Raw genomic sequence first — 19,612 nt, forward strand, 5'->3', positions numbered from 1 at the left:
ACGTCATCCGGGACAACCCGCGCGGTAGGCCGGATAAGCGCAAGCGCCATCCGGCACATTACAAAACGTTAGGCCGGTTCTACCGGTAAATCATTACGCGCACCCCATTCGCTCCATGCGCCGTCATACAACGCGACATTGGGCACATCCAGCGTGGCGAGCGCCAGCACCACGACCGCTGCGGTGACACCTGAACCGCAGCTGGCGATAATTGGTCTGTCAAAACTGACGCCGTGACTGAAGAAAATGACGTCCAGTTCATCGGTCGTTTTTAACTCCCCTTCACGCACCAGCTCCGTCCAGGGCACGTTCAACGCGCCGGGGATATGGCCACGCTTCAGACCCGGACGCGGTTCATCGGCTTCGGCATTAAACCGTGGCGCCGGGCGGGCATCAACGATTTGCGCGGTTCTTTCATGGCTCGCCAGGAGTACATCGGTCAGACGCACAACCTTCTCCGCCGTGAATTTAACGTCAAATTCCCCTTCCGGGAGTTCCACTTCGCCTTCCTGAAGCGGCAGCTCATCGCGCTGCCAGCCTGCCAGACCACCGGCAAGAATTGAGACGTTTTCTACGCCAAACGTTCGCAGCATCCACCACGCGCGCGGGGCGGAAAACAGGTTGCCTTCATCGTAGACCACCAGATGTCTGTCCTGGTGTACGCCCAGTTCACGCATCGCCACTGCGAAGGCTTCCGGGCGCGGCATCATGTGCGGCAGCGGCGAGGTGTGATCGGAGAGCGCTTCAATATCGAAAAAGAGTGCTCCGGGGATGTGGCCTGAACGATATTCACCCGTAACATCCCTGTCTTCCTGTCCGGGAGGCGCCATGCGGGCGTCGATAATTTGAATTTGCGGATCGTCGATATGCTCTGCCAGCCAGTCGGCGGCGACAAACCAGGAGGTGGACATAGGCGTCTCCATCTTTTGCCATAATAATGCCAAATTGTCGGACGTTTACCGCAAAGGGACAAGTAAAAGAGGCTGATTTGGCTGGTGAAACCACATTTCTGATGAAAAAATCAGAACTTATATAACGAATACTGGCTTTCACAACGGGAAATCTCACGCATAATAGTTACTCTACGTTGCTAACGGGCCACTGTGGCCAGGGATGAAAGAATGAAACACATACGCGTAGCCGCTTGCATGCTCATGCTGGCGTTGGTGGGGTGCGATAACAACGATAACGCGCCAACGGCGGTGAAAAACGATGAGACGCCCGCCGCGCAATCCGCTCCGACGAAAGATCCGGCACAACTGCAAAAGCTGGCGCAACAGAGCGAAGGTAAAGAACTGACGCTGCTGGACGCCTCCGAAGTCCAGTTGGACGGCGCGGCGACGCTGGTGCTGACGTTCTCCATTCCGTTAGATCCTGAACAAGATTTTGCCCGCACCGTACATGTGGTCGATAAAAAAAGCGGCAAGGTTGATGGCGCCTGGGAGCTGTCGCCGAATCTGAAAGAGCTGCGCTTGCGCCACCTGGAACCCAACCGCGATCTGGTGGTGTCCGTTGAACGTGATTTAACGGCGCTGAATAAAACCGCCTTTGGCCGCGCGTATGAAAAAACCATTACCACGCGGGACGTTCAGCCGAGCGTCGGCTTTACCAGCCGTGGCTCGCTGCTGCCGGGAAAAGTGGTGGAAGGCTTGCCGGTCATGGCGCTGAACGTGAACGACGTGGATGTAAACTTCTTTAGCGTGAAGCCTGAGTCGCTGGCGGCATTCGTCAGCCAGTGGGAATACCGCAATGCTCTTTCGAACTGGGAATCTGACAACCTGCTCAAAATGGCGGATCTGGTCTATACCGGGCGTTTTGATCTCAATCCTGCGCGTAATACGCGTGAAAAACGCCTGCTGCCGCTGAGTGACATTAAGCCCCTGCAACAGGCGGGCGTGTACATTGCGGTAATGAATCAGGCCGGACATTACAACTACAGTAATCCTGCCACGCTCTTTACCCTCAGCGACATTGGCGTTTCCGCCCACCGTTATCACAATCGCCTTGATATCTTTACGCAGAGTCTGGAAAACGGCGCGGCGCAGCAGGGGGTTGAGGTTGCTCTGCTTGATGAGAAAGGTCAGACGCTGGCGCAAGCCGCCAGCGATGCGCAGGGGCATGTACAACTGGAAAATAGTCAGCAGGCGGCGCTGTTGCTGGCGCGAAAAGACGGACAAACCACGCTGCTGGATCTGAAACTGCCCGCGCTGGATCTGGCGGAGTTCGCGATTGCGGGCGCGTCGGGCTACAGCAAGCAGTTCTTTATGTTCGGCCCGCGCGATCTGTATCGTCCTGGAGAAACGGTGATCCTCAACGGACTGCTGCGCGACAGCGACGGTAAAACCTTGCCCGATCAGCCCGTCAAACTGGAAGTGGTAAAGCCGGACGGCCAGGTGCTGCGCACCGTTGTCAGCCAGCCTGAAAACGGGTTATACCGCTTTACGTATCCGCTGGATAGCGGTGCGCCAACCGGTATGTGGCACATCCGCGCGAACACGGGCGATAACCAGCCCCGGATGTGGGATTTCCATGTCGAAGATTTTATGCCGGAGCGAATGGCGCTTAATCTCAGCACGCAGAAAACGCCGTTAGCCCCGTCGGAAGAGGTGACGTTCTCCGTTGTTGGTTACTACCTGTACGGAGCGCCTGCCAATGGCAACACGTTACAGGGGCAACTCTTCCTGCGCCCGCAGCGTGAAGCGGTACAGGCGCTGCCAGGCTTCCAGTTTGGCGATATTGCGGAAGAAAACCTTTCCCGCAGCCTGGACGAAGTCCAGCTTACGCTGGATGAAAATGGCCGTGGCGACGTCTCCGCCAACAGCCAGTGGCAGGAAGCGCATTCGCCGTTACAGGTGATCCTACAAGCAAGCCTGCTGGAATCAGGCGGTCGCCCGGTCACTCGCCGTGCGGAACAGGCTATCTGGCCTGCCGATACCTTGCCGGGTATTCGTCCGCAATTCGCCTCTAAAGCGGTGTATGACTATCGTACTGACGCCACGGTTAACCAACCCATCGTGGATGAGGGCGGTAACGCCGCCTTTGATATTGTCTACGCCGATGCGCAAGGCAATAAAAAAGCCGCTTCGGGTTTGCAGGTTCGTTTTATCCGTGAACGGCGCGATTACTACTGGAACTGGTCGGAAAGCGAAGGCTGGCAGTCGCAGTTTGATCAAAAAGATCTGGTTGAAGGGGAGCAGACGCTGGATCTCAGCGCCGATGAAACGGGCAAAGTGAGCTTCCCGGTTGACTGGGGATCGTATCGTCTCGAAGTGAAAGCCCCGAATGATGCGATCAGCAGCGTGCGCTTCTGGGCAGGTTACAGCTGGCAGGATAACAGCGACGGCAGCGGCGCGGCGCGCCCGGATCGCGTCACCCTGAAGCTGGATAAACCCACCTATCGTCCTGGGGACACCATCAAACTGCATGTCGCCGCGCCGGTGGCGGGTAAAGGCTACGCGATGGTGGAATCAAGCGACGGCCCGCTCTGGTGGCAGGAAATAGATGTACCTGCCGAGGGCCTCGACCTGTCGATTCCCGTCGATAAAGCCTGGAATCGACACGATCTCTACCTGAGCGCGCTGGTTGTGCGTCCGGGCGATAAGTCGCGTTCAGCGACGCCGAAACGCGCGGTTGGGCTGCTGCACCTGCCGTTGGGGGATGAAAATCGTCGTCTGGATCTGACGCTGGAAAGCCCGGCTAAAATACGTCCAAACCAGCCGCTGACGGTGAACGTCAAAGCCAGTGCTAAACATGGCGAAACGCCAAAACAGATCAACGTACTGCTCTCTGCGGTGGACAGCGGAGTGTTGAATATCACCGATTACGTTACGCCAGATCCGTGGCTGGCATTCTTCGGGCAAAAACGCTATGGCGCGGATATTTATGATATCTACGGTCAGGTGATTGAAGGGCAGGGACGCCTGGCGACGCTGCGTTTTGGCGGCGACGGCGATGAACTCAAACGCGGCGGCAAACCGCCGGTCAACCATGTCAACATCGTGGCGCAGCAGGCGCTGCCGGTCACGCTCAATGAGCAGGGCGAAGGTTCCGTTACGTTGCCGATTGGTGATTTTAACGGCGAGTTACGCGTTATGGCCCAGGCATGGACGGCAGAGGACTTCGGCAGCAGTGAAAGCAAGGTGATTGTTGCCGCTCCGGTGATTGCGGAACTGAATCAGCCGCGCTTTATGGCGGGCGGCGATACTTCGCGCCTGACGCTGGATGTCACTAACCTGACAGACAAACCGCAGACGTTGACGATTGAACTCGCCGCCAGTGGGTTACTGGAACTGGTGAGTCAGCAACCTGCTCCGGTAAACCTGGCGCCGGGCGTGCGTACGACCTTGTTTATCCCGGTACGCGCAAAAGAAGGGTTTGGCGAGGGAGAATTGCAGGCCACGCTGACCGGCCTGAACCTGCCTGGCGAGACGCTTCCCGCTCAGCATAAGCAGTGGAAAATTGGCGTGCGTCCGGCCTGGCCTGCGCAGACGGTAAATAGCGGAACGGTGCTTCAGGCGGGGGAAACCTGGCATGCGCCCGCCCAAAATCTGGAGAACTTCTCGCCGGTAACGTTGCAGGGGCAGCTGTTGCTTAGCGGCAAACCGCCGCTGAACCTGGCGCGCTATATTCGGGAGCTGAAGGCTTATCCGTATGGTTGTCTGGAGCAAACCGCCAGCGGCCTGTTCCCGTCGCTCTATACCAACGCGGCGCAACTGAAGGCGTTGGGGATCGCGGGCGATACTGATGAAAAACGCCGTGCGGCAGTCGACACGGGGATCTCCCGGATGCTGCAAATGCAGCGTGATAACGGCGGTTTTGCCCTGTGGGATAACAACGGGCCGGAAGAATACTGGCTTACCGCATACGCGATGGATTTCCTCGTGCGCGCTGGCGAGCAAGGGTACAGCGTTCCGGCCGATGCGATTAACCGGGGAAATGAACGCCTGCTGCGCTATTTGCAGGACCCGGGCATGATGTCGGTGCGCTATAGCGACGATACCCAGGCCAGCAAATTTGCCGTTCAGGCGTATGCGGGACTGGTGCTGGCGCGTCAGCAAAAAGCGCCGCTTGGCGCGCTGCGTGAAATCTGGGAACGCCGGAGTCAGGCCGCGTCGGGCTTGCCGCTTCTGCAACTGGGCATTGCGCTGAAAAATATGGGCGATGCCAGCCGCAGTGAACAGGCGTTGACGCTGGCTCTGAACACGCCGCGCCGTGACGCGCAGCAATGGATGGCGGATTACGGTAGCCCGTTGCGTGATAACGCGCTCATGCTGTCGCTGCTGGAAGAAAATAAACTGCAACCCGAGGCGCAAAATACGCTGCTGACGACGCTTTCTGAACAGGCATTTGGTCAGCGCTGGCTTTCGACGCAGGAGAGTAATGCGCTGTTCCTTGCTGCGCGCACGCTACAGGATCTGCCGGGGACATGGCAGGCGCAGACCTCGCTCGCTGACCAGCCGTTGACGGGCGATAAAGCGCAAACGCGTAATCTGGATGCCGATCGGCTTTCCGCGTTGCAGGTGACCAACAGCGGCGACCAACCGCTGTGGCTGCGTCTGGACAGCAGCGGATACCCGCAAACGGCGCCCGTACCTGCCAGCAATGTGTTGCACATCGAGCGCCAGATTCTGGGAACCGATGGTCAGAGTAAATCGCTCAGTTCCCTGCGCAGCGGTGAACTGGTGCTGGTCTGGCTCGAAGTGAAAGCGAGTCAAAACGTGCCAGACGCGCTGGTGGTCGACCTGCTGCCTGCCGGTCTGGAGCTGGAAAACCAGAACCTGGCAAACAGCAGCGCCAGCCTGCAAGACAGCGGCAGTGAAGTGCAAAACCTGTTAAATCAGATGCAGCAGGCGGATATTCAGCATATGGAATTCCGTGACGATCGCTTTGTCGCGGCGGTGGCGGTTAACCAGGGGCAGCCGGTGACGCTGGTATATCTGGCGCGCGCGGTGACGCCGGGAACCTATCAGGTTCCTGTCCCGCAGGTGGAGTCAATGTATGTTCCACAGTGGCGGGCGACGGGATCAACCGAGGGGCTTTTGATTGTCACGCCATAAATGATCGTCCTGCGCAGTCTACGCGGTGGCTGGCGCTGGCTGGCCATCGCTCCATTTCTGATGATTCTGACAGTCTGGGCGGCGGACAAAATCTGGCCGCTGCCGCTGCATGAGGTCAATCCGGCACGGGTGGTGGTGGCGCATGACGGCACACCGCTGTGGCGCTTTGCCGATGCGGAGGGGATCTGGCGCTATCCCGTGACGATTGAAGACGTTTCTCCCCGCTATCTTGACGCGTTAATCAATTACGAGGACCGCTGGTTCTGGCAGCATCCGGGCGTGAATCCGTTTTCGGTACTGCGTGCCGCCTGGCAGGATCTGTCGTCAGGACGCGTGATTTCCGGCGGCAGTACGTTGACCATGCAGGTGGCGCGATTGCTGGACCCGCATCCGCGAACCTTTGGCGGTAAATTTCGCCAGCTCTGGCGCGCGCTCCAGCTGGAGTGGCACCTGTCCAAGCGCGATATTCTGACGCTGTATCTGAACCGTGCGCCGTTTGGCGGAACGTTGCAGGGCATCGGCGCCGCCAGTTGGGCTTATCTGGGTAAACCACCGGCGCAACTGAGCTATTCGGAAGCGGCGTTGCTGGCGGTTTTACCGCAGGCGCCGAGCCGCTTGCGTCCCGATCGCTGGCCGGAACGCGCGCAAGCGGCGCGCAATAAAGTGCTGGAGCGGATGGCGGCGCAGGGCGTATGGTCGGCCCGGCATGTTCAGGAGGCCCGCGAAGAACCCGTCTGGCTGGCGCCCCGACAAATGCCGCAACTGGCGCCGCTGTTCTCACGCATGATGCTGGGCAAAAGCAACAGTGACAAAATCGTCACTACGCTGGATGCCGGGTTGCAGCGTCAGCTTGAAGAACTGGCGCAAAACTGGAAGGGACGGCTTCCGGCGCGCAGTTCGCTGGCGATGATCGTTGTCGATCATACCGATATGAGCGTGCGTGGTTGGGTTGGATCGGTGGATATGAATGATGACAGTCGTTTTGGTCATGTGGATATGGTCACTGCGATCCGATCGCCGGGATCGGTGCTTAAACCCTTTGTCTATGGGCTGGCGCTGGATGACGGGTTGATCCATCCCGCCTCGCTGTTACAGGATGTGCCGCGCCGTACCGGCGATTATCGTCCGGGAAACTTTGACAGCGGGTTTCATGGCCCCGTCAGCATGAGCGAAGCGCTGGTTCGTTCGTTAAATTTGCCTGCGGTACAGGTGCTGGAAGCATATGGCCCAAAACGTTTTGCGGCAAAACTGCGTAACGTTGGCCTGCCGCTGTATCTGCCTGCGGGCGCGGCCCCTAATCTTTCCCTGATTCTGGGCGGCGCGGGCGCAAGGCTTGACGAGATGGTGGCGGCATACAGCGCGTTTGCCCGTCATGGCAAGGCGGCAACATTGCGCTTGCAGCCCGGGGATTCGTTGCAGGAGCGTCCGCTGATGTCGCCGGGTGCGGCGTGGATCATCCGGCGGGTGATGGCCGATGAAGCGCAGCCGTTGCCGGATAGCGCCCTGCCGCGCGTAGTGCCGCTCGCCTGGAAAACTGGCACCAGCTATGGCTATCGCGACGCGTGGGCGATAGGTGTTAGCTCCCGCTACGTGACTGGCATCTGGACGGGCAGGCCCGACGGCACACCCGTTGCCGGACAGTTTGGTTTTGCCAGCGCGGTGCCGCTGCTTAATCAGGTGAATAATATGCTGATGGCGCGCGCCGCGACGCAGCCTGAAGATCCGCGTCCGGCGTCGGTGAGCCGGGGCGTTATCTGCTGGCCGGGCGGACAGGCGCTTTCGGCGGGAGACAATAACTGCCGCCGTCGACTGGCGACCTGGCTGCTGGAAAACAGCCAACCGCCGACGCTGCTGTTACCTGAACAGGAAGGGATTAGCGGCATTCGTTTTCCTGTCTGGCTGGATAATGACGGAAAACGCGTCGCCGCCGATTGCGCCCAGGCGCGGGAGCAGACGTTGATTGTCTGGCCGTTGCCGCTGGAGCCCTGGTTGCCCGCTGCTGAACGCCGCGCTGCGCGACTGCCGACGGCTTCGACGGCCTGCCCGCCGCTGGGGCAGAATGCGCCTTTACCTCTACAGTTAACGGGCGTGCGTGATGGCGCGATAGTGAAACGGTTACCCGGCGCTTCCGGGGTGGATTTATCGATTCAGAGCAGTGGTGGCGCGGGGGCGCGCTGGTGGTTCCTCAATGGTGAGCCGTTGGGAGAACGCGAGCGGAATATTACGTTACATCTTGCCGAAAAAGGTGAGTATCAATTACTGGTTATGGATGCTGCTGGACAGATTTCTGCGCTGCGATTTATTCTGCAATAGACCTGATAGCAACAGTTTGTTGCTAATACTCATCTTATTTTAAAAAAATGTTACCTTCATCCATAGGCAATAACCCGGATGCTCTTTATAATCCGCGCCAGGTCGTACAAGCATATATACAACAGCAGAACACATTACAGAGGTAATCATGGCGATTGAACGTACTTTTTCCATCATCAAACCAAATGCGGTGGCAAAAAACGTTATTGGCAACATCTTTGCGCGCTTTGAAGCAGCAGGGTTCAAAATTGTCGGTACGAAAATGCTGCACCTGACCGTTGAGCAGGCGCGCGGTTTCTATGCCGAGCACGATGGTAAGCCGTTCTTCGACGGCCTGGTCGAGTTCATGACCTCTGGCCCGATCGTGGTTTCCGTACTGGAAAGCGAAAATGCCGTGCAGCGTCACCGCGACCTGCTGGGCGCAACCAACCCGGCTAACGCGCTGGCGGGCACCCTGCGTGCCGACTACGCGGACAGCTTCACCGAAAACGGCACCCACGGTTCAGATTCTCTGGAATCCGCTCAGCGTGAAATCGCCTATTTCTTTGGTGAAGGCGAAGTGTGCCCGCGCACTCGTTAATAAATCAGTGATGTAGTATGTAGGCCGGATAAGACGCATCTGCGTCGCCATCAGGCAGTCGCGCAATGCCGGATGGCGCTGATGCTTATCCGGCCTACGACTTATCAGGTCTACGACGCTGCTCTGCCTTTACACATTATTTTCGCTAATGTCCCGCGCAGGCGTGGCATCCTTGCGATAGAATTTGTACAATGCAGCGCCCCAGGACGAGCACCGCTCACTGGGGCGCTTCTTTTTTCAACCCTCCAGGGGCCATAACGTGTAATAACGAGGCCGGAATAGAATATGTCTGAACAAATTGTCACGTCTGAAATCATCACCCCGGTTGTTCCTGATAAAAATGGAAAAATTAACCTGCTGGATCTGAACCGTCAGCAGATGCGGGAGTTTTTTAAAGAATTAGGTGAAAAACCCTTCCGCGCCGATCAGGTGATGAAGTGGATGTACCACTATTGCAGCGATAACTTTGATGAGATGACCGACATCAACAAAGTGTTACGTGGCAAACTGAAAGAGGTGGCGGAAATCCGCGCGCCAGAGGTGGTGGAAGAACAGCGTTCTTCAGATGGCACCATCAAATGGGCGATTGCCGTTGGCGATCAGCGCGTGGAAACGGTCTACATCCCGGAAGACGATCGCGCCACGCTGTGCGTCTCTTCACAGGTTGGTTGCGCGCTGGAGTGTAAATTCTGCTCAACTGCGCAGCAGGGCTTTAACCGTAACCTGCGCGTCTCTGAAATTATCGGCCAGGTGTGGCGTGCGGCGAAAATCGTCGGCGCGGCGAAAGTCACCGGGCAACGCCCGATCACCAACGTGGTGATGATGGGCATGGGTGAACCGCTGCTGAACCTGACCAACGTTGTACCGGCGATGGAAATCATGCTGGATGATTTCGGTTTCGGTCTGTCTAAACGCCGGGTTACGCTGTCGACGTCAGGCGTTGTTCCGGCTCTGGATAAACTGGGCGACATGATTGACGTTGCGCTGGCGATCTCTTTGCATGCGCCGAACGATGAAATTCGCGATGAAATTGTACCGATCAACAGAAAGTACAACATCGAAACGTTCCTCGACGCGGTTCGCCGTTATTTGCAGAAATCCAATGCGAATCAGGGACGCGTCACAATTGAATACGTCATGCTGGACCACATCAACGATGGAACGGAACATGCGCATCAGCTGGCGGAACTGCTGAAAGATACGCCGTGTAAGATTAACCTGATTCCGTGGAACCCGTTCCCGGGCGCGCCGTATGGCCGGAGTTCCAACAGCCGCATCGATCGTTTTTCTAAAGTGTTGATGAGCTATGGTTTCACGACCATTGTGCGTAAAACACGCGGCGATGATATCGATGCCGCTTGTGGTCAGCTTGCCGGGGATGTGATTGACCGTACCAAACGTACTCTGCGTAAGCGTATGCAAGGTGAGGCTATCGACATTAAGGCGGTCTGATACGGCTTGCGCCATTGTGTGTTTTGTGTACAGTGGCGCAATGTTGGTTGAATGATGCCTCAAGTTGTACTTATCTGGTCAATATTAACGGTGCGTTTTTGTCAACTTTAGGGCAGTATGTAGCGGTGCAACAATAGTTTAGCCTTAAGGATTAAGCTGTTTTGTCATAAGTAGCCTGACAGTCTTATACTGTCCAACTAAGGTTAACTGACCAGATGTTTCGCGGTGCGGGTGGGCATTGTGTCTCACCGGCGCCTGAACCCCAATTTACGTACCAGCAGCTGTAGCGAATGAATACTGAAGCCACGCACGACCAAAATGAAGCACAATCCACCGGCGTTCGTCTGCGCAATGCCCGTGAACAACTCGGACTCAGCCAGCAGGCGGTTGCAGAGCGACTTTGCCTGAAGGTTTCCACGGTACGCGATATTGAAGAAGATAAGGCCCCGGCCGATCTCGCTTCAACGTTTTTGCGCGGGTATATCCGCTCTTATGCGCGTCTGGTGCACATCCCTGAAGAAGAACTGCTGCCCGGTCTGGAAAAACAGGCGCCGGTTCGTCCTTCCAAAGTCGCGCCAATGCAGAGCTTCTCTTTAGGTAAGCGTCGTAAAAAGCGCGATGGCTGGTTGATGACGTTCACCTGGCTGGTGCTGTTTGTGGTGGTTGGCCTGACGGGGGCCTGGTGGTGGCAAAACCATAAGGCGCAGCAGGAAGAACTCACCACGATGGTCGATCAATCCTCTGCTGAACTGAATGCCGGCGGCGATAGCGCCCAGAGCGTACCGCTGGACACCAGCGAAGCCGCAAGCCAGGATTCGACGCCAGCGCCAACTGCGCCTGTTGACTCTACGGCGACAAACGCCGTGCCGCAGACGCCGGATGCGTCCGCGACGACCACGGCGCCTGCCGCAGACGCTCAGCAGAATGCGGTCGTTGCGCCTTCTCAGGCGAATGTGGATACCGCAACCACGGCGCCTGCCGCGCCGGGTGATGCGGCGTCATTGCCGACCGATCAGGCGGGCGTGGCTACGTCAGCGGTCGATCAGAACGCGCTGGTGATGAACTTTACCGCCGATTGCTGGCTGGAAGTCACCGATGCGACAGGTAAAAAACTGTTTAGCGGAATGCAGCGTAAAGATGGCAATTTAAACCTAACCGGTCAGGCGCCTTATAAGCTTAAAATTGGCGCCCCGGCTGCGGTACAGATCCAGTATCAAGGAAAACCTGTCGATCTGAGCCGTTTTATCAGAACTAACCAGGTTGCGCGTCTGACCCTTAATGCCGAACAATCACCGGCGCAGTAACAGACGGGCAACGCGGGAGATTTTTCATGCATAACCAGGCTCCAATTCAACGTAGAAAATCGAAACGTATTTACGTTGGGAATGTGCCGATTGGCGATGGCGCCCCCATCGCCGTACAGTCAATGACCAATACGCGCACGACGGATGTGGAAGCGACGGTCAATCAAATTAAAGCGCTGGAACGTGTTGGCGCGGATATCGTCCGCGTCTCCGTGCCGACAATGGATGCCGCAGAGGCGTTTAAGCTTATCAAGCAGCAGGTTAATGTCCCGCTGGTTGCTGATATCCACTTTGACTATCGCATTGCGCTGAAAGTGGCGGAATATGGCGTGGATTGCCTGCGAATCAACCCAGGCAACATCGGTAACGAAGAGCGTATTCGTACCGTTGTCGACTGCGCCCGCGATAAAAATATCCCTATCCGTATCGGCGTAAACGCCGGATCGCTGGAAAAAGATCTACAGGAAAAATACGGTGAGCCGACGCCGCAGGCGTTGCTGGAATCGGCGATGCGCCATGTGGATCATCTCGATCGCCTGAACTTCGATCAGTTTAAAGTCAGCGTGAAAGCCTCGGATGTTTTCCTCGCGGTAGAATCCTATCGTCTGTTGGCGAAACAGATCGAACAACCGTTGCATCTTGGGATCACCGAAGCGGGCGGCGCGCGCAGCGGCGCGGTGAAATCGGCGATTGGCCTCGGTTTACTGCTGTCGGAAGGCATTGGCGATACGCTGCGCGTCTCTCTGGCGGCCGATCCGGTAGAAGAAATTAAAGTGGGCTTCGATATTCTGAAATCGCTGCGCATTCGTGCGCGTGGGATCAACTTTATCGCTTGCCCAACCTGTTCCCGTCAGGAGTTCGACGTCATCGGCACGGTCAACGCGCTGGAACAACGCCTTGAAGACATCATCACGCCAATGGACGTTTCCATCATCGGCTGTGTGGTGAACGGGCCGGGCGAAGCGCTGGTTTCGACGCTGGGCGTAACGGGCGGCAACAAAAAAAGCGGCCTGTATGAAGACGGCGTGCGTAAAGACAGACTCGACAACGATGATATGATTACGCAGCTTGAAGCCCGTATCCGCGCGAAGGCCAGCATTATGGACGAAGCGCGTCGAATCGACGTGCAGCAGGTTGAAAAATAATAACGCGATGGGAAGCGGCGCGCTTCCCGTGTATGATTGAACCCGCATGGCTCCCGTATCGTTTGGGAAGCGCTGAGGGTTCATTTTTATATTCAGAAAGAGAATAAACGTGGCAAAAAACATTCAAGCCATTCGCGGCATGAACGATTATCTGCCTGGCGAAACCGCCATCTGGCAGCGCATTGAAGGCACACTCAAAAACGTGCTCGGCAGCTACGGTTACAGTGAAATCCGTTTGCCGATTGTAGAGCAGACCCCGTTATTCAAACGCGCTATCGGTGAAGTCACTGACGTGGTTGAAAAAGAGATGTACACCTTTGAGGATCGTAATGGCGACAGCCTGACGTTGCGTCCTGAAGGGACGGCGGGTTGCGTACGCGCCGGTATCGAACATGGTCTCCTGTACAATCAGGAACAGCGCTTGTGGTATATCGGGCCGATGTTCCGCCACGAGCGTCCGCAGAAAGGGCGTTATCGTCAGTTCCATCAGTTGGGTGTCGAAGCCTTCGGTCTGCAAGGGCCGGATATTGATGCGGAGCTGATTCTGCTGACCGCGCGCTGGTGGCGTGCGTTGGGTATTGCTGAACATGTGAATCTGGAGCTGAACTCCATCGGTTCGCTTGACGCGCGCGCCAACTATCGTGATGCGCTGGTGGCATACCTTGAACAGCATAAAGAGAAGCTGGACGAAGACTGCAAACGCCGCATGTACACCAACCCACTGCGCGTGCTGGATTCCAAGAACCCGGACGTTCAGGCGCTGCTCAACGATGCGCCTGCTCTGGGCGACTATCTGGATGACGACTCCCGCGAGCACTTTGCCGGTCTGTGCAAACTGCTGGAAGCGGCGGGTATCGCTTACACCGTCAACCAGCGTCTGGTTCGCGGCCTTGATTACTACAACCGCACCGTATTTGAATGGGTAACCAACAGTCTGGGTTCTCAGGGCACAGTGTGCGCCGGCGGTCGTTATGACGGTCTGGTGGAGCAACTTGGCGGTCGCGCAACCCCGGCGGTGGGCTTTGCGATGGGTCTGGAACGACTTGTTTTGTTAGTTCAGGCAGTTAATCTGGAATTTAATGCCGATCCTGTTGTCGATATATACCTGGTAGCCTCAGGCGCGGATACGCAGTCTGCGGCGATGACACTGGCGGAGCGCCTGCGTGATGAAAATCCGGGCGTGAAACTGATGACTAACCACGGCGGCGGCAACTTTAAGAAACAGTTTGCCCGTGCCGATAAATGGGGCGCCCGCGTTGCACTGGTGCTGGGTGAGTCCGAAGTGGCTGACGGCACCGTTGTAGTGAAGGATTTACGCTCTGGTGAGCAAACGGCAGTCGCACAGGATAGTGTGACCGCACATTTGCGCACGTTATTGGGTTAAGGAGAAGGACAGCGTGGAAATTTACGAGAACGAAAACGACCAGGTTGATGCGATTAAACGCTTCTTTGCTGAAAATGGCAAAGCGCTGGCTGTTGGGGTGATTTTAGGGGTTGGCGCACTGCTCGGTTGGCGCTACTGGACCAGTCATCAGACGGAGTCCGCACGCTCTGCTTCTCTGGCATATCAAAATGCGGTGACCGCGGTGAGCGCGGGCAAACCGGATAGCATCTCCGCTGCGGAGAAATTCGCCACGGAGAATAAAAATACCTACGGCGCGTTAGCTTCTATGGAACTGGCGCAGCAGTTTGTTGATCAAAATGAACTTGAGAAAGCCGCAGCCCAGCTACAGCAAGGACTGGCGGCCACCAGCGATGAGAACCTCAAAGCGGTGATTAATCTGCGTCTTGCCCGCGTTCAGGTGCAGCTCAAGCAGGCCGATACCGCGCTGAAAACGCTCGATACCGTAAAAGGTGAAGGATGGGCTGCGATTGTCGCCGATCTGCGTGGCGAAGCGTTGTTGAGCAAAGGCGATAAACAAGGCGCGCGTAGCGCATGGGAAGCAGGCGTGAAAAGCGATGCCAGCCCGGCGCTGAGTGAAATGATGCAGATGAAAATCAATAATTTGTCCATCTGAGAGGGACCCGATGCAATTGCGTAAATTACTTCTGCCAGGACTGCTTTCTGTTACGTTATTGAGCGGTTGTTCACTGTTTAGTGGCGAAGAAGATGTTGTCAAAATGTCCCCGTTGCCGACGGTGGAAAACCAGTTTACGCCGTCTACCGCATGGAGTACGTCTGTAGGTAGCGGTATCGGCGAGTTTTATTCCAACCTGCACCCGGCGTATGCCGATAACGTGGTCTACGCGGCTGACCGTAAAGGCACCGTAAAAGCGGTAAACGCGGATGACGGGAAAGAAGTCTGGTCCGTGAACCTGGCGGAGAAAGACGGCTGGTTCTCCAGAGCGCCTGCGTTGCTGTCTGGCGGCGTAACGGTCTCCGGCGGCCATGTCTATATTGGCAGCGAAAAAGCGCAGGTTTATGCGTTGAACGCGGCTGACGGTACGACGGCATGGCAGACGAAAGTCGCCGGTGAAGCGTTATCTCGCCCGGTTGTCAGCGATGGCCTGGTGCTTATTCATACCAGCAACGGTCAGTTGCAGGCGCTGAATGAGGCGGACGGCGCGATCAAATGGACCGTGAACCTCGACATGCCGTCGCTTTCGCTGCGCGGTGAGTCCGCTCCGGCTACCGCGTATGGCGCCGCCATTGTGGGTGGTGATAACGGTCGCGTCAGCGCCGTGCTGATGCAGCAGGGCCAGATGATTTGGCAACAGCGTATTTCCCAGGCGACCGGTTCGACTGAAATCGACCGTCTGAGCGATGTCGATACCACGCCGGTTATCGTCAATGGCGTCGTTTACGCGCTGGCTTATAATGGTAACCTGACGGCGCTGGATCTGCGCAGTGGTCAGATTATGTGGAAACGTGAACTGGGCTCGGTGAATGATTTCATCGTTGACGGCGATCGTATCTACTTGGTGGATCAGAACGACCGTATTCTGGCATTGACCACCGACGGCGGTGTGACGCTGTGGACGCAAAGCGATCTGCTGCACCGCCTGCTGACATCGCCTGCGCTGTATAATGGCAATCTGGTGGTAGGCGATAGCGAAGGCTATATGCACTGGATTAACGTTGAGGATGGTCGTTTTGTGGCTCAGCAAAAAGTGGATAGCTCCGGCTTCCTGACCGAACCGGTCTCTGCCGATGGCAAACTGCTGATCCAGGCGAAAGACGGTACGCTGTACTCTATTACGCGTTAATCGTCACGGCCGCACGCTTTGAAAAACGGCTCCTGGTGCAGGGGCCGTTTTACTGTTTTTAACAACGGCGTAAAAATCGCGCGCGTTGTTTGATGATTTTTTAAATGAGGCTTTAAACATGGTACCTGTGGTCGCGCTTGTCGGGCGCCCTAACGTCGGAAAATCCACGTTATTTAACCGTCTAACTCGCACCCGAGATGCGCTGGTTGCGGATTTCCCGGGTCTGACTCGTGACCGTAAGTACGGTCGTGCGGAGATTGAAGGCCGCGAGTTTATCTGTATTGATACCGGCGGTATTGATGGCACCGAAGACGGTGTGGAAACCCGCATGGCGGAACAGTCGCTGCTGGCGATTGAAGAGGCTGATGTTGTGCTGTTCATGGTGGATGCGCGTGCTGGCCTGATGCCAGCGGATGAAGCGATCGCCAAACATCTGCGCTCCCGCGAAAAACCCACGTTCCTTGTGGCAAACAAAACTGACGGGCTCGATCCCGATCAGGCGGTTGTCGACTTCTATGCGCTGGGTTTAGGTGAAATTCACCCGATTGCAGCTTCTCACGGTCGTGGCGTGCTCAGCCTGCTGGAGCATGTTCTGCTGCCGTGGATGGACGACGTCGCCCCGCAGGAAGAGGTGGATGAAGACGCCGAATACTGGGCGAAACTGGCAGCGGAAGAGAACGGGGAAGAGGAGCCGGAAGATGACTTCAACCCTCAGGATCTGCCAATCAAACTGGCGATTGTCGGTCGTCCGAACGTAGGTAAGTCCACACTGACTAACCGTATTCTGGGTGAAGACCGCGTAGTGGTCTATGACATGCCGGGAACGACGCGCGACAGTATCTATATTCCGATGGAACGCGACGAGCGTGAATACGTGCTGATTGATACCGCAGGCGTACGTAAGCGTGGGAAAGTCACCGATGCGGTAGAAAAATTCTCCGTCATTAAAACGTTGCAGGCGATTGAAGATGCCAACGTGGTGATGCTGGTTATTGATGCGCGCGAAGGGATTTCCGATCAGGACCTGTCACTGCTGGGCTTTATCCTTAATAGTGGGCGCTCACTTGTCATCGTCGTGAACAAATGGGACGGTCTGACCCAGGAAGTGAAAGAGCAGGTGAAAGAGACGCTGGACTTCCGTCTGGGCTTTATCGACTTTGCGCGCGTACACTTTATCTCTGCGCTGCATGGTAGCGGCGTGGGCAACCTGTTTGAGTCCGTACGTGAAGCGTATGACAGTTCAACCCGTCGCGTCAGCACCGCCATGCTGACCCGCATCATGACTATGGCGGTTGAAGATCACCAGCCGCCGCTGGTTCGCGGTCGCCGCGTGAAGCTGAAATATGCCCACGCCGGGGGATATAATCCGCCAATCGTGGTGATTCACGGCAACCAGGTGAAAGACCTGCCGGACTCTTACAAGCGCTATCTGATGAACTACTTCCGCAAATCGCTGGACGTGATGGGAACGCCTATCCGTATTCAGTTTAAAGAAGGGGAAAACCCGTATGCGAATAAGCGCAATACGCTGACCCCGACCCAGATGCGTAAGCGTAAACGTCTGATTAAGCACATTAAGAAAAGCAAATAATCGTCGCTGACGTTGATAAAACCCGCGCCTGTCGCGGGTTTTTTTGTTTTGTTCCAGCTGATGGTTTCCCTGTGTGATGTCAATGACTATTCGTTTTCTTCCAACTTTAAATCTAAGAAAGTAGACAATTGTCGAATTTTCATCTTAAAGTCCAGGGGTTGGTACTAGACAAAACTGGCTCCAGGTTATCAAATGGTTAAATAACCCTTCGCCGCATGTAAAAAAATCGGCCAGATACGTAACTGGTCGGCGTGCATTGCGGTGTTTATAAGCACAACGACATACCTTTTCGGGAGAATTATGCAATCCTCTGTTAATCAAAAAGAAAGCCGAACGTTCTTCGGCCATCCTTATCCGCTCGGTTCGCTGTTCTTCACCGAGATGTGGGAACGTTTCTCGTTTTACGGCATCCGTCCGTTACTGATCCTGTTTATGGCTGCGACCGTCTATGACGGGGGCATGGGACTGGCGCGTGAAAACGCCTCCGCGATTGTCGGTATCTTTGCCGGTACGATGTATCTCGCGGCGTTGCCGGGTGGCTGGCTGGCGGATAACTGGCTCGGCCAGCAGAAAGCGGTCTGGTACGGCTCGATTCTGATTGCGCTCGGCCACCTGTCGATTGCGCTCTCTGCCGTGATGGGCGACAACCTGTTCTTTATTGGCCTGATGTTTATCGTGCTCGGTTCTGGCCTGTTCAAGACCTGTATCTCGGTCATGGTGGGGACGCTGTATAAAAAAGGCGATGCGCGTCGTGACGGCGGTTTCTCGCTGTTCTATATGGGCATCAATATGGGGTCGTTCATTGCGCCGCTGATCTCCGGCTGGCTGATTAAAAGCCACGGCTGGCACTGGGGCTTTGGTATCGGCGGCATCGGGATGCTGGTGGCGTTGATCATCTTCCGCGTGTTTGCCGTTCCGGCAATGAAACGCTACGACAGCGAAGTGGGGCTGGACTCCACCTGGAACAGCCCGGTAGTGAAGAGAAACGGCGTGGGCGCATGGCTGCTGGCGCTGGCGGTAGGCGTGGTGGTTATCGTTGCGCTGATCGCTCAGGGCGTGATTGTGATTAACCCGGTCGCGGTAGCCAGCATGCTGGTGTACGTGATTGCGGCGTCTGTTGCGCTCTACTTTATCTACCTGTTTGTTTTTGCGGGCCTGAACCGTAAAGAGCGCGCACGACTGCTGGTCTGCTTTATCCTGCTGGTTTCAGCCGCATTCTTCTGGTCTGCGTTTGAGCAAAAGCCGACCTCATTCAACCTGTTCGCCAACGACTACACTAACCGCATGATCGGCGATTTTGAGATCCCGGCCGTATGGTTCCAGTCGATCAACGCCCTGTTTATCATCCTGCTGGCGCCGGTGTTCAGCTGGGCATGGCCAAAGCTGGCGAGCATGAACATTCGCCCGAGCAGCATCACCAAGTTTGTTATCGGTATTCTGTGTGCGGCGGCGGGCTTTGGCCTGATGATGCTGGCGGCGCAGAACGTGCTGAATAACGGCGGGGCGGGCGTATCGCCGTTCTGGCTGGTAGGCAGCATTCTGATGCTGACGCTGGGCGAGCTGTGCCTGAGTCCGATCGGTCTGGCGACCATGACGCTGCTGGCGCCGGAAAGAATGCGCGGTCAGATGATGGGGCTGTGGTTCTGTGCGAGCGCGCTGGGTAACCTGGCTGCGGGCCTGATTGGCGGCCATGTGAAGGCCGATCAGCTCGATATGCTGCCGGACCTCTTTGCGCGTTGCTCCGTCGCCCTGCTGATTTGCGCTGCGGTGCTGATCGTGCTTATTGTTCCGGTTCGTCGTATGCTGGAAAATACACAGACTAAAAATGAGCAGAAGCCGGTCACTAACGCCTGATGCAACATCCGATCTGGCCGGGGCGTGAGTGACGCCCCGGCAGTTCAACGAACGAGACGGGAACAGGCGTTCAGGGATTTATTGGTCATGGGCTTTGATGCTCAGCCCGC

12 protein-coding genes are annotated in these 19,612 nt (G+C 56.4%); 11 read left to right on the forward strand and 1 reads right to left on the reverse strand.

What is annotated here, in order from left to right:
• Nucleotides 1-68: 68 nt before the first annotated feature.
• The gene (gene sseA / locus OGY62_RS15440) at nucleotides 69-911 is read right to left on the reverse strand and encodes a 3-mercaptopyruvate sulfurtransferase (RefSeq protein ID WP_286460262.1); all 843 of its coding nucleotides are present in this window, start codon (nucleotides 909-911) and stop codon (nucleotides 69-71) included.
• Nucleotides 912-1,121: 210 nt separating this feature from the next.
• On the opposite strand from sseA, the gene OGY62_RS15445 reads away from it, so the two are divergent.
• From OGY62_RS15445 to OGY62_RS15495, 11 genes are all read left to right on the forward strand, one after another.
• The gene (locus OGY62_RS15445) at nucleotides 1,122-6,056 is read left to right on the forward strand and encodes an alpha-2-macroglobulin family protein (RefSeq protein WP_286460263.1); all 4,935 of its coding nucleotides are present in this window, start codon (nucleotides 1,122-1,124) and stop codon (nucleotides 6,054-6,056) included.
• Nucleotides 6,057-8,369, forward strand: coding sequence for a peptidoglycan glycosyltransferase PbpC (gene pbpC, locus OGY62_RS15450; protein WP_286460264.1), 2,313 nt, complete (start codon nucleotides 6,057-6,059; stop codon nucleotides 8,367-8,369).
• A gap of 148 nt (nucleotides 8,370-8,517) precedes the next feature.
• A complete protein-coding gene (ndk, locus tag OGY62_RS15455) occupies nucleotides 8,518-8,949 on the forward strand; it encodes a nucleoside-diphosphate kinase (RefSeq protein WP_012131261.1) in 432 nt (143 codons plus the stop codon).
• A 285-nt stretch (nucleotides 8,950-9,234) separates the two neighbouring features.
• A complete protein-coding gene (rlmN, locus tag OGY62_RS15460) occupies nucleotides 9,235-10,401 on the forward strand; it encodes a dual-specificity RNA methyltransferase RlmN (protein WP_012131263.1) in 1,167 nt (388 codons plus the stop codon).
• 290 nt (nucleotides 10,402-10,691) lie between these two features.
• A complete protein-coding gene (gene rodZ, locus OGY62_RS15465; protein WP_115608968.1) occupies nucleotides 10,692-11,705 on the forward strand; it encodes a cytoskeleton protein RodZ in 1,014 nt (337 codons plus the stop codon).
• Nucleotides 11,706-11,731: 26 nt separating this feature from the next.
• Nucleotides 11,732-12,850 carry a flavodoxin-dependent (E)-4-hydroxy-3-methylbut-2-enyl-diphosphate synthase gene (ispG, locus tag OGY62_RS15470; protein WP_012131265.1) on the forward strand — a complete coding sequence of 373 codons (1,119 nt, stop codon included), beginning with the start codon at nucleotides 11,732-11,734 and terminating at the stop codon, nucleotides 12,848-12,850.
• Nucleotides 12,851-12,959: 109 nt separating this feature from the next.
• A complete protein-coding gene (hisS, locus tag OGY62_RS15475) occupies nucleotides 12,960-14,234 on the forward strand; it encodes a histidine--tRNA ligase (protein WP_024130119.1) in 1,275 nt (424 codons plus the stop codon).
• A gap of 13 nt (nucleotides 14,235-14,247) precedes the next feature.
• A complete protein-coding gene (locus OGY62_RS15480; protein WP_012131267.1) occupies nucleotides 14,248-14,868 on the forward strand; it encodes a YfgM family protein in 621 nt (206 codons plus the stop codon).
• A 10-nt stretch (nucleotides 14,869-14,878) separates the two neighbouring features.
• Complete coding sequence (bamB, locus tag OGY62_RS15485) at nucleotides 14,879-16,057, forward strand: outer membrane protein assembly factor BamB (RefSeq protein WP_047462014.1); 1,179 nt, start codon at nucleotides 14,879-14,881, stop codon at nucleotides 16,055-16,057.
• A gap of 118 nt (nucleotides 16,058-16,175) precedes the next feature.
• On the forward strand, nucleotides 16,176-17,648 hold the full coding sequence (gene der / locus OGY62_RS15490; RefSeq protein ID WP_047462015.1) for a ribosome biogenesis GTPase Der: 1,473 nt from the start codon (nucleotides 16,176-16,178) through the stop codon (nucleotides 17,646-17,648).
• A gap of 300 nt (nucleotides 17,649-17,948) precedes the next feature.
• Complete coding sequence (locus OGY62_RS15495) at nucleotides 17,949-19,502, forward strand: peptide MFS transporter (protein ID WP_012131270.1); 1,554 nt, start codon at nucleotides 17,949-17,951, stop codon at nucleotides 19,500-19,502.
• Nucleotides 19,503-19,612: the final 110 nt, after the last annotated feature.

This window comes from Citrobacter sp. CK198 (assembly GCF_030333295.1).
Taxonomy (GTDB): domain Bacteria; phylum Pseudomonadota; class Gammaproteobacteria; order Enterobacterales; family Enterobacteriaceae; genus Citrobacter_B; species Citrobacter_B koseri.

Excerpts from the sequence above, each read along its gene's own strand:
- sseA (WP_286460262.1), bottom strand. The coding sequence starts at position 911 with ATGTCCACCTCCTGGTTTGTCGCCGCCGACTGGCTGGCAGAGCATATC.
- OGY62_RS15445 (WP_286460263.1), top strand. The coding sequence starts at position 1,122 with ATGAAACACATACGCGTAGCCGCTTGCATGCTCATGCTGGCGTTGGTG.
- pbpC (WP_286460264.1), top strand. The coding sequence starts at position 6,057 with ATGATCGTCCTGCGCAGTCTACGCGGTGGCTGGCGCTGGCTGGCCATC.
- ndk (WP_012131261.1), top strand. The coding sequence starts at position 8,518 with ATGGCGATTGAACGTACTTTTTCCATCATCAAACCAAATGCGGTGGCA.
- rlmN (WP_012131263.1), top strand. The coding sequence starts at position 9,235 with ATGTCTGAACAAATTGTCACGTCTGAAATCATCACCCCGGTTGTTCCT.
- rodZ (WP_115608968.1), top strand. The coding sequence starts at position 10,692 with ATGAATACTGAAGCCACGCACGACCAAAATGAAGCACAATCCACCGGC.
- ispG (WP_012131265.1), top strand. The coding sequence starts at position 11,732 with ATGCATAACCAGGCTCCAATTCAACGTAGAAAATCGAAACGTATTTAC.
- bamB (WP_047462014.1), top strand. The coding sequence starts at position 14,879 with ATGCAATTGCGTAAATTACTTCTGCCAGGACTGCTTTCTGTTACGTTA.
- der (WP_047462015.1), top strand. The coding sequence starts at position 16,176 with ATGGTACCTGTGGTCGCGCTTGTCGGGCGCCCTAACGTCGGAAAATCC.
- OGY62_RS15495 (WP_012131270.1), top strand. The coding sequence starts at position 17,949 with ATGCAATCCTCTGTTAATCAAAAAGAAAGCCGAACGTTCTTCGGCCAT.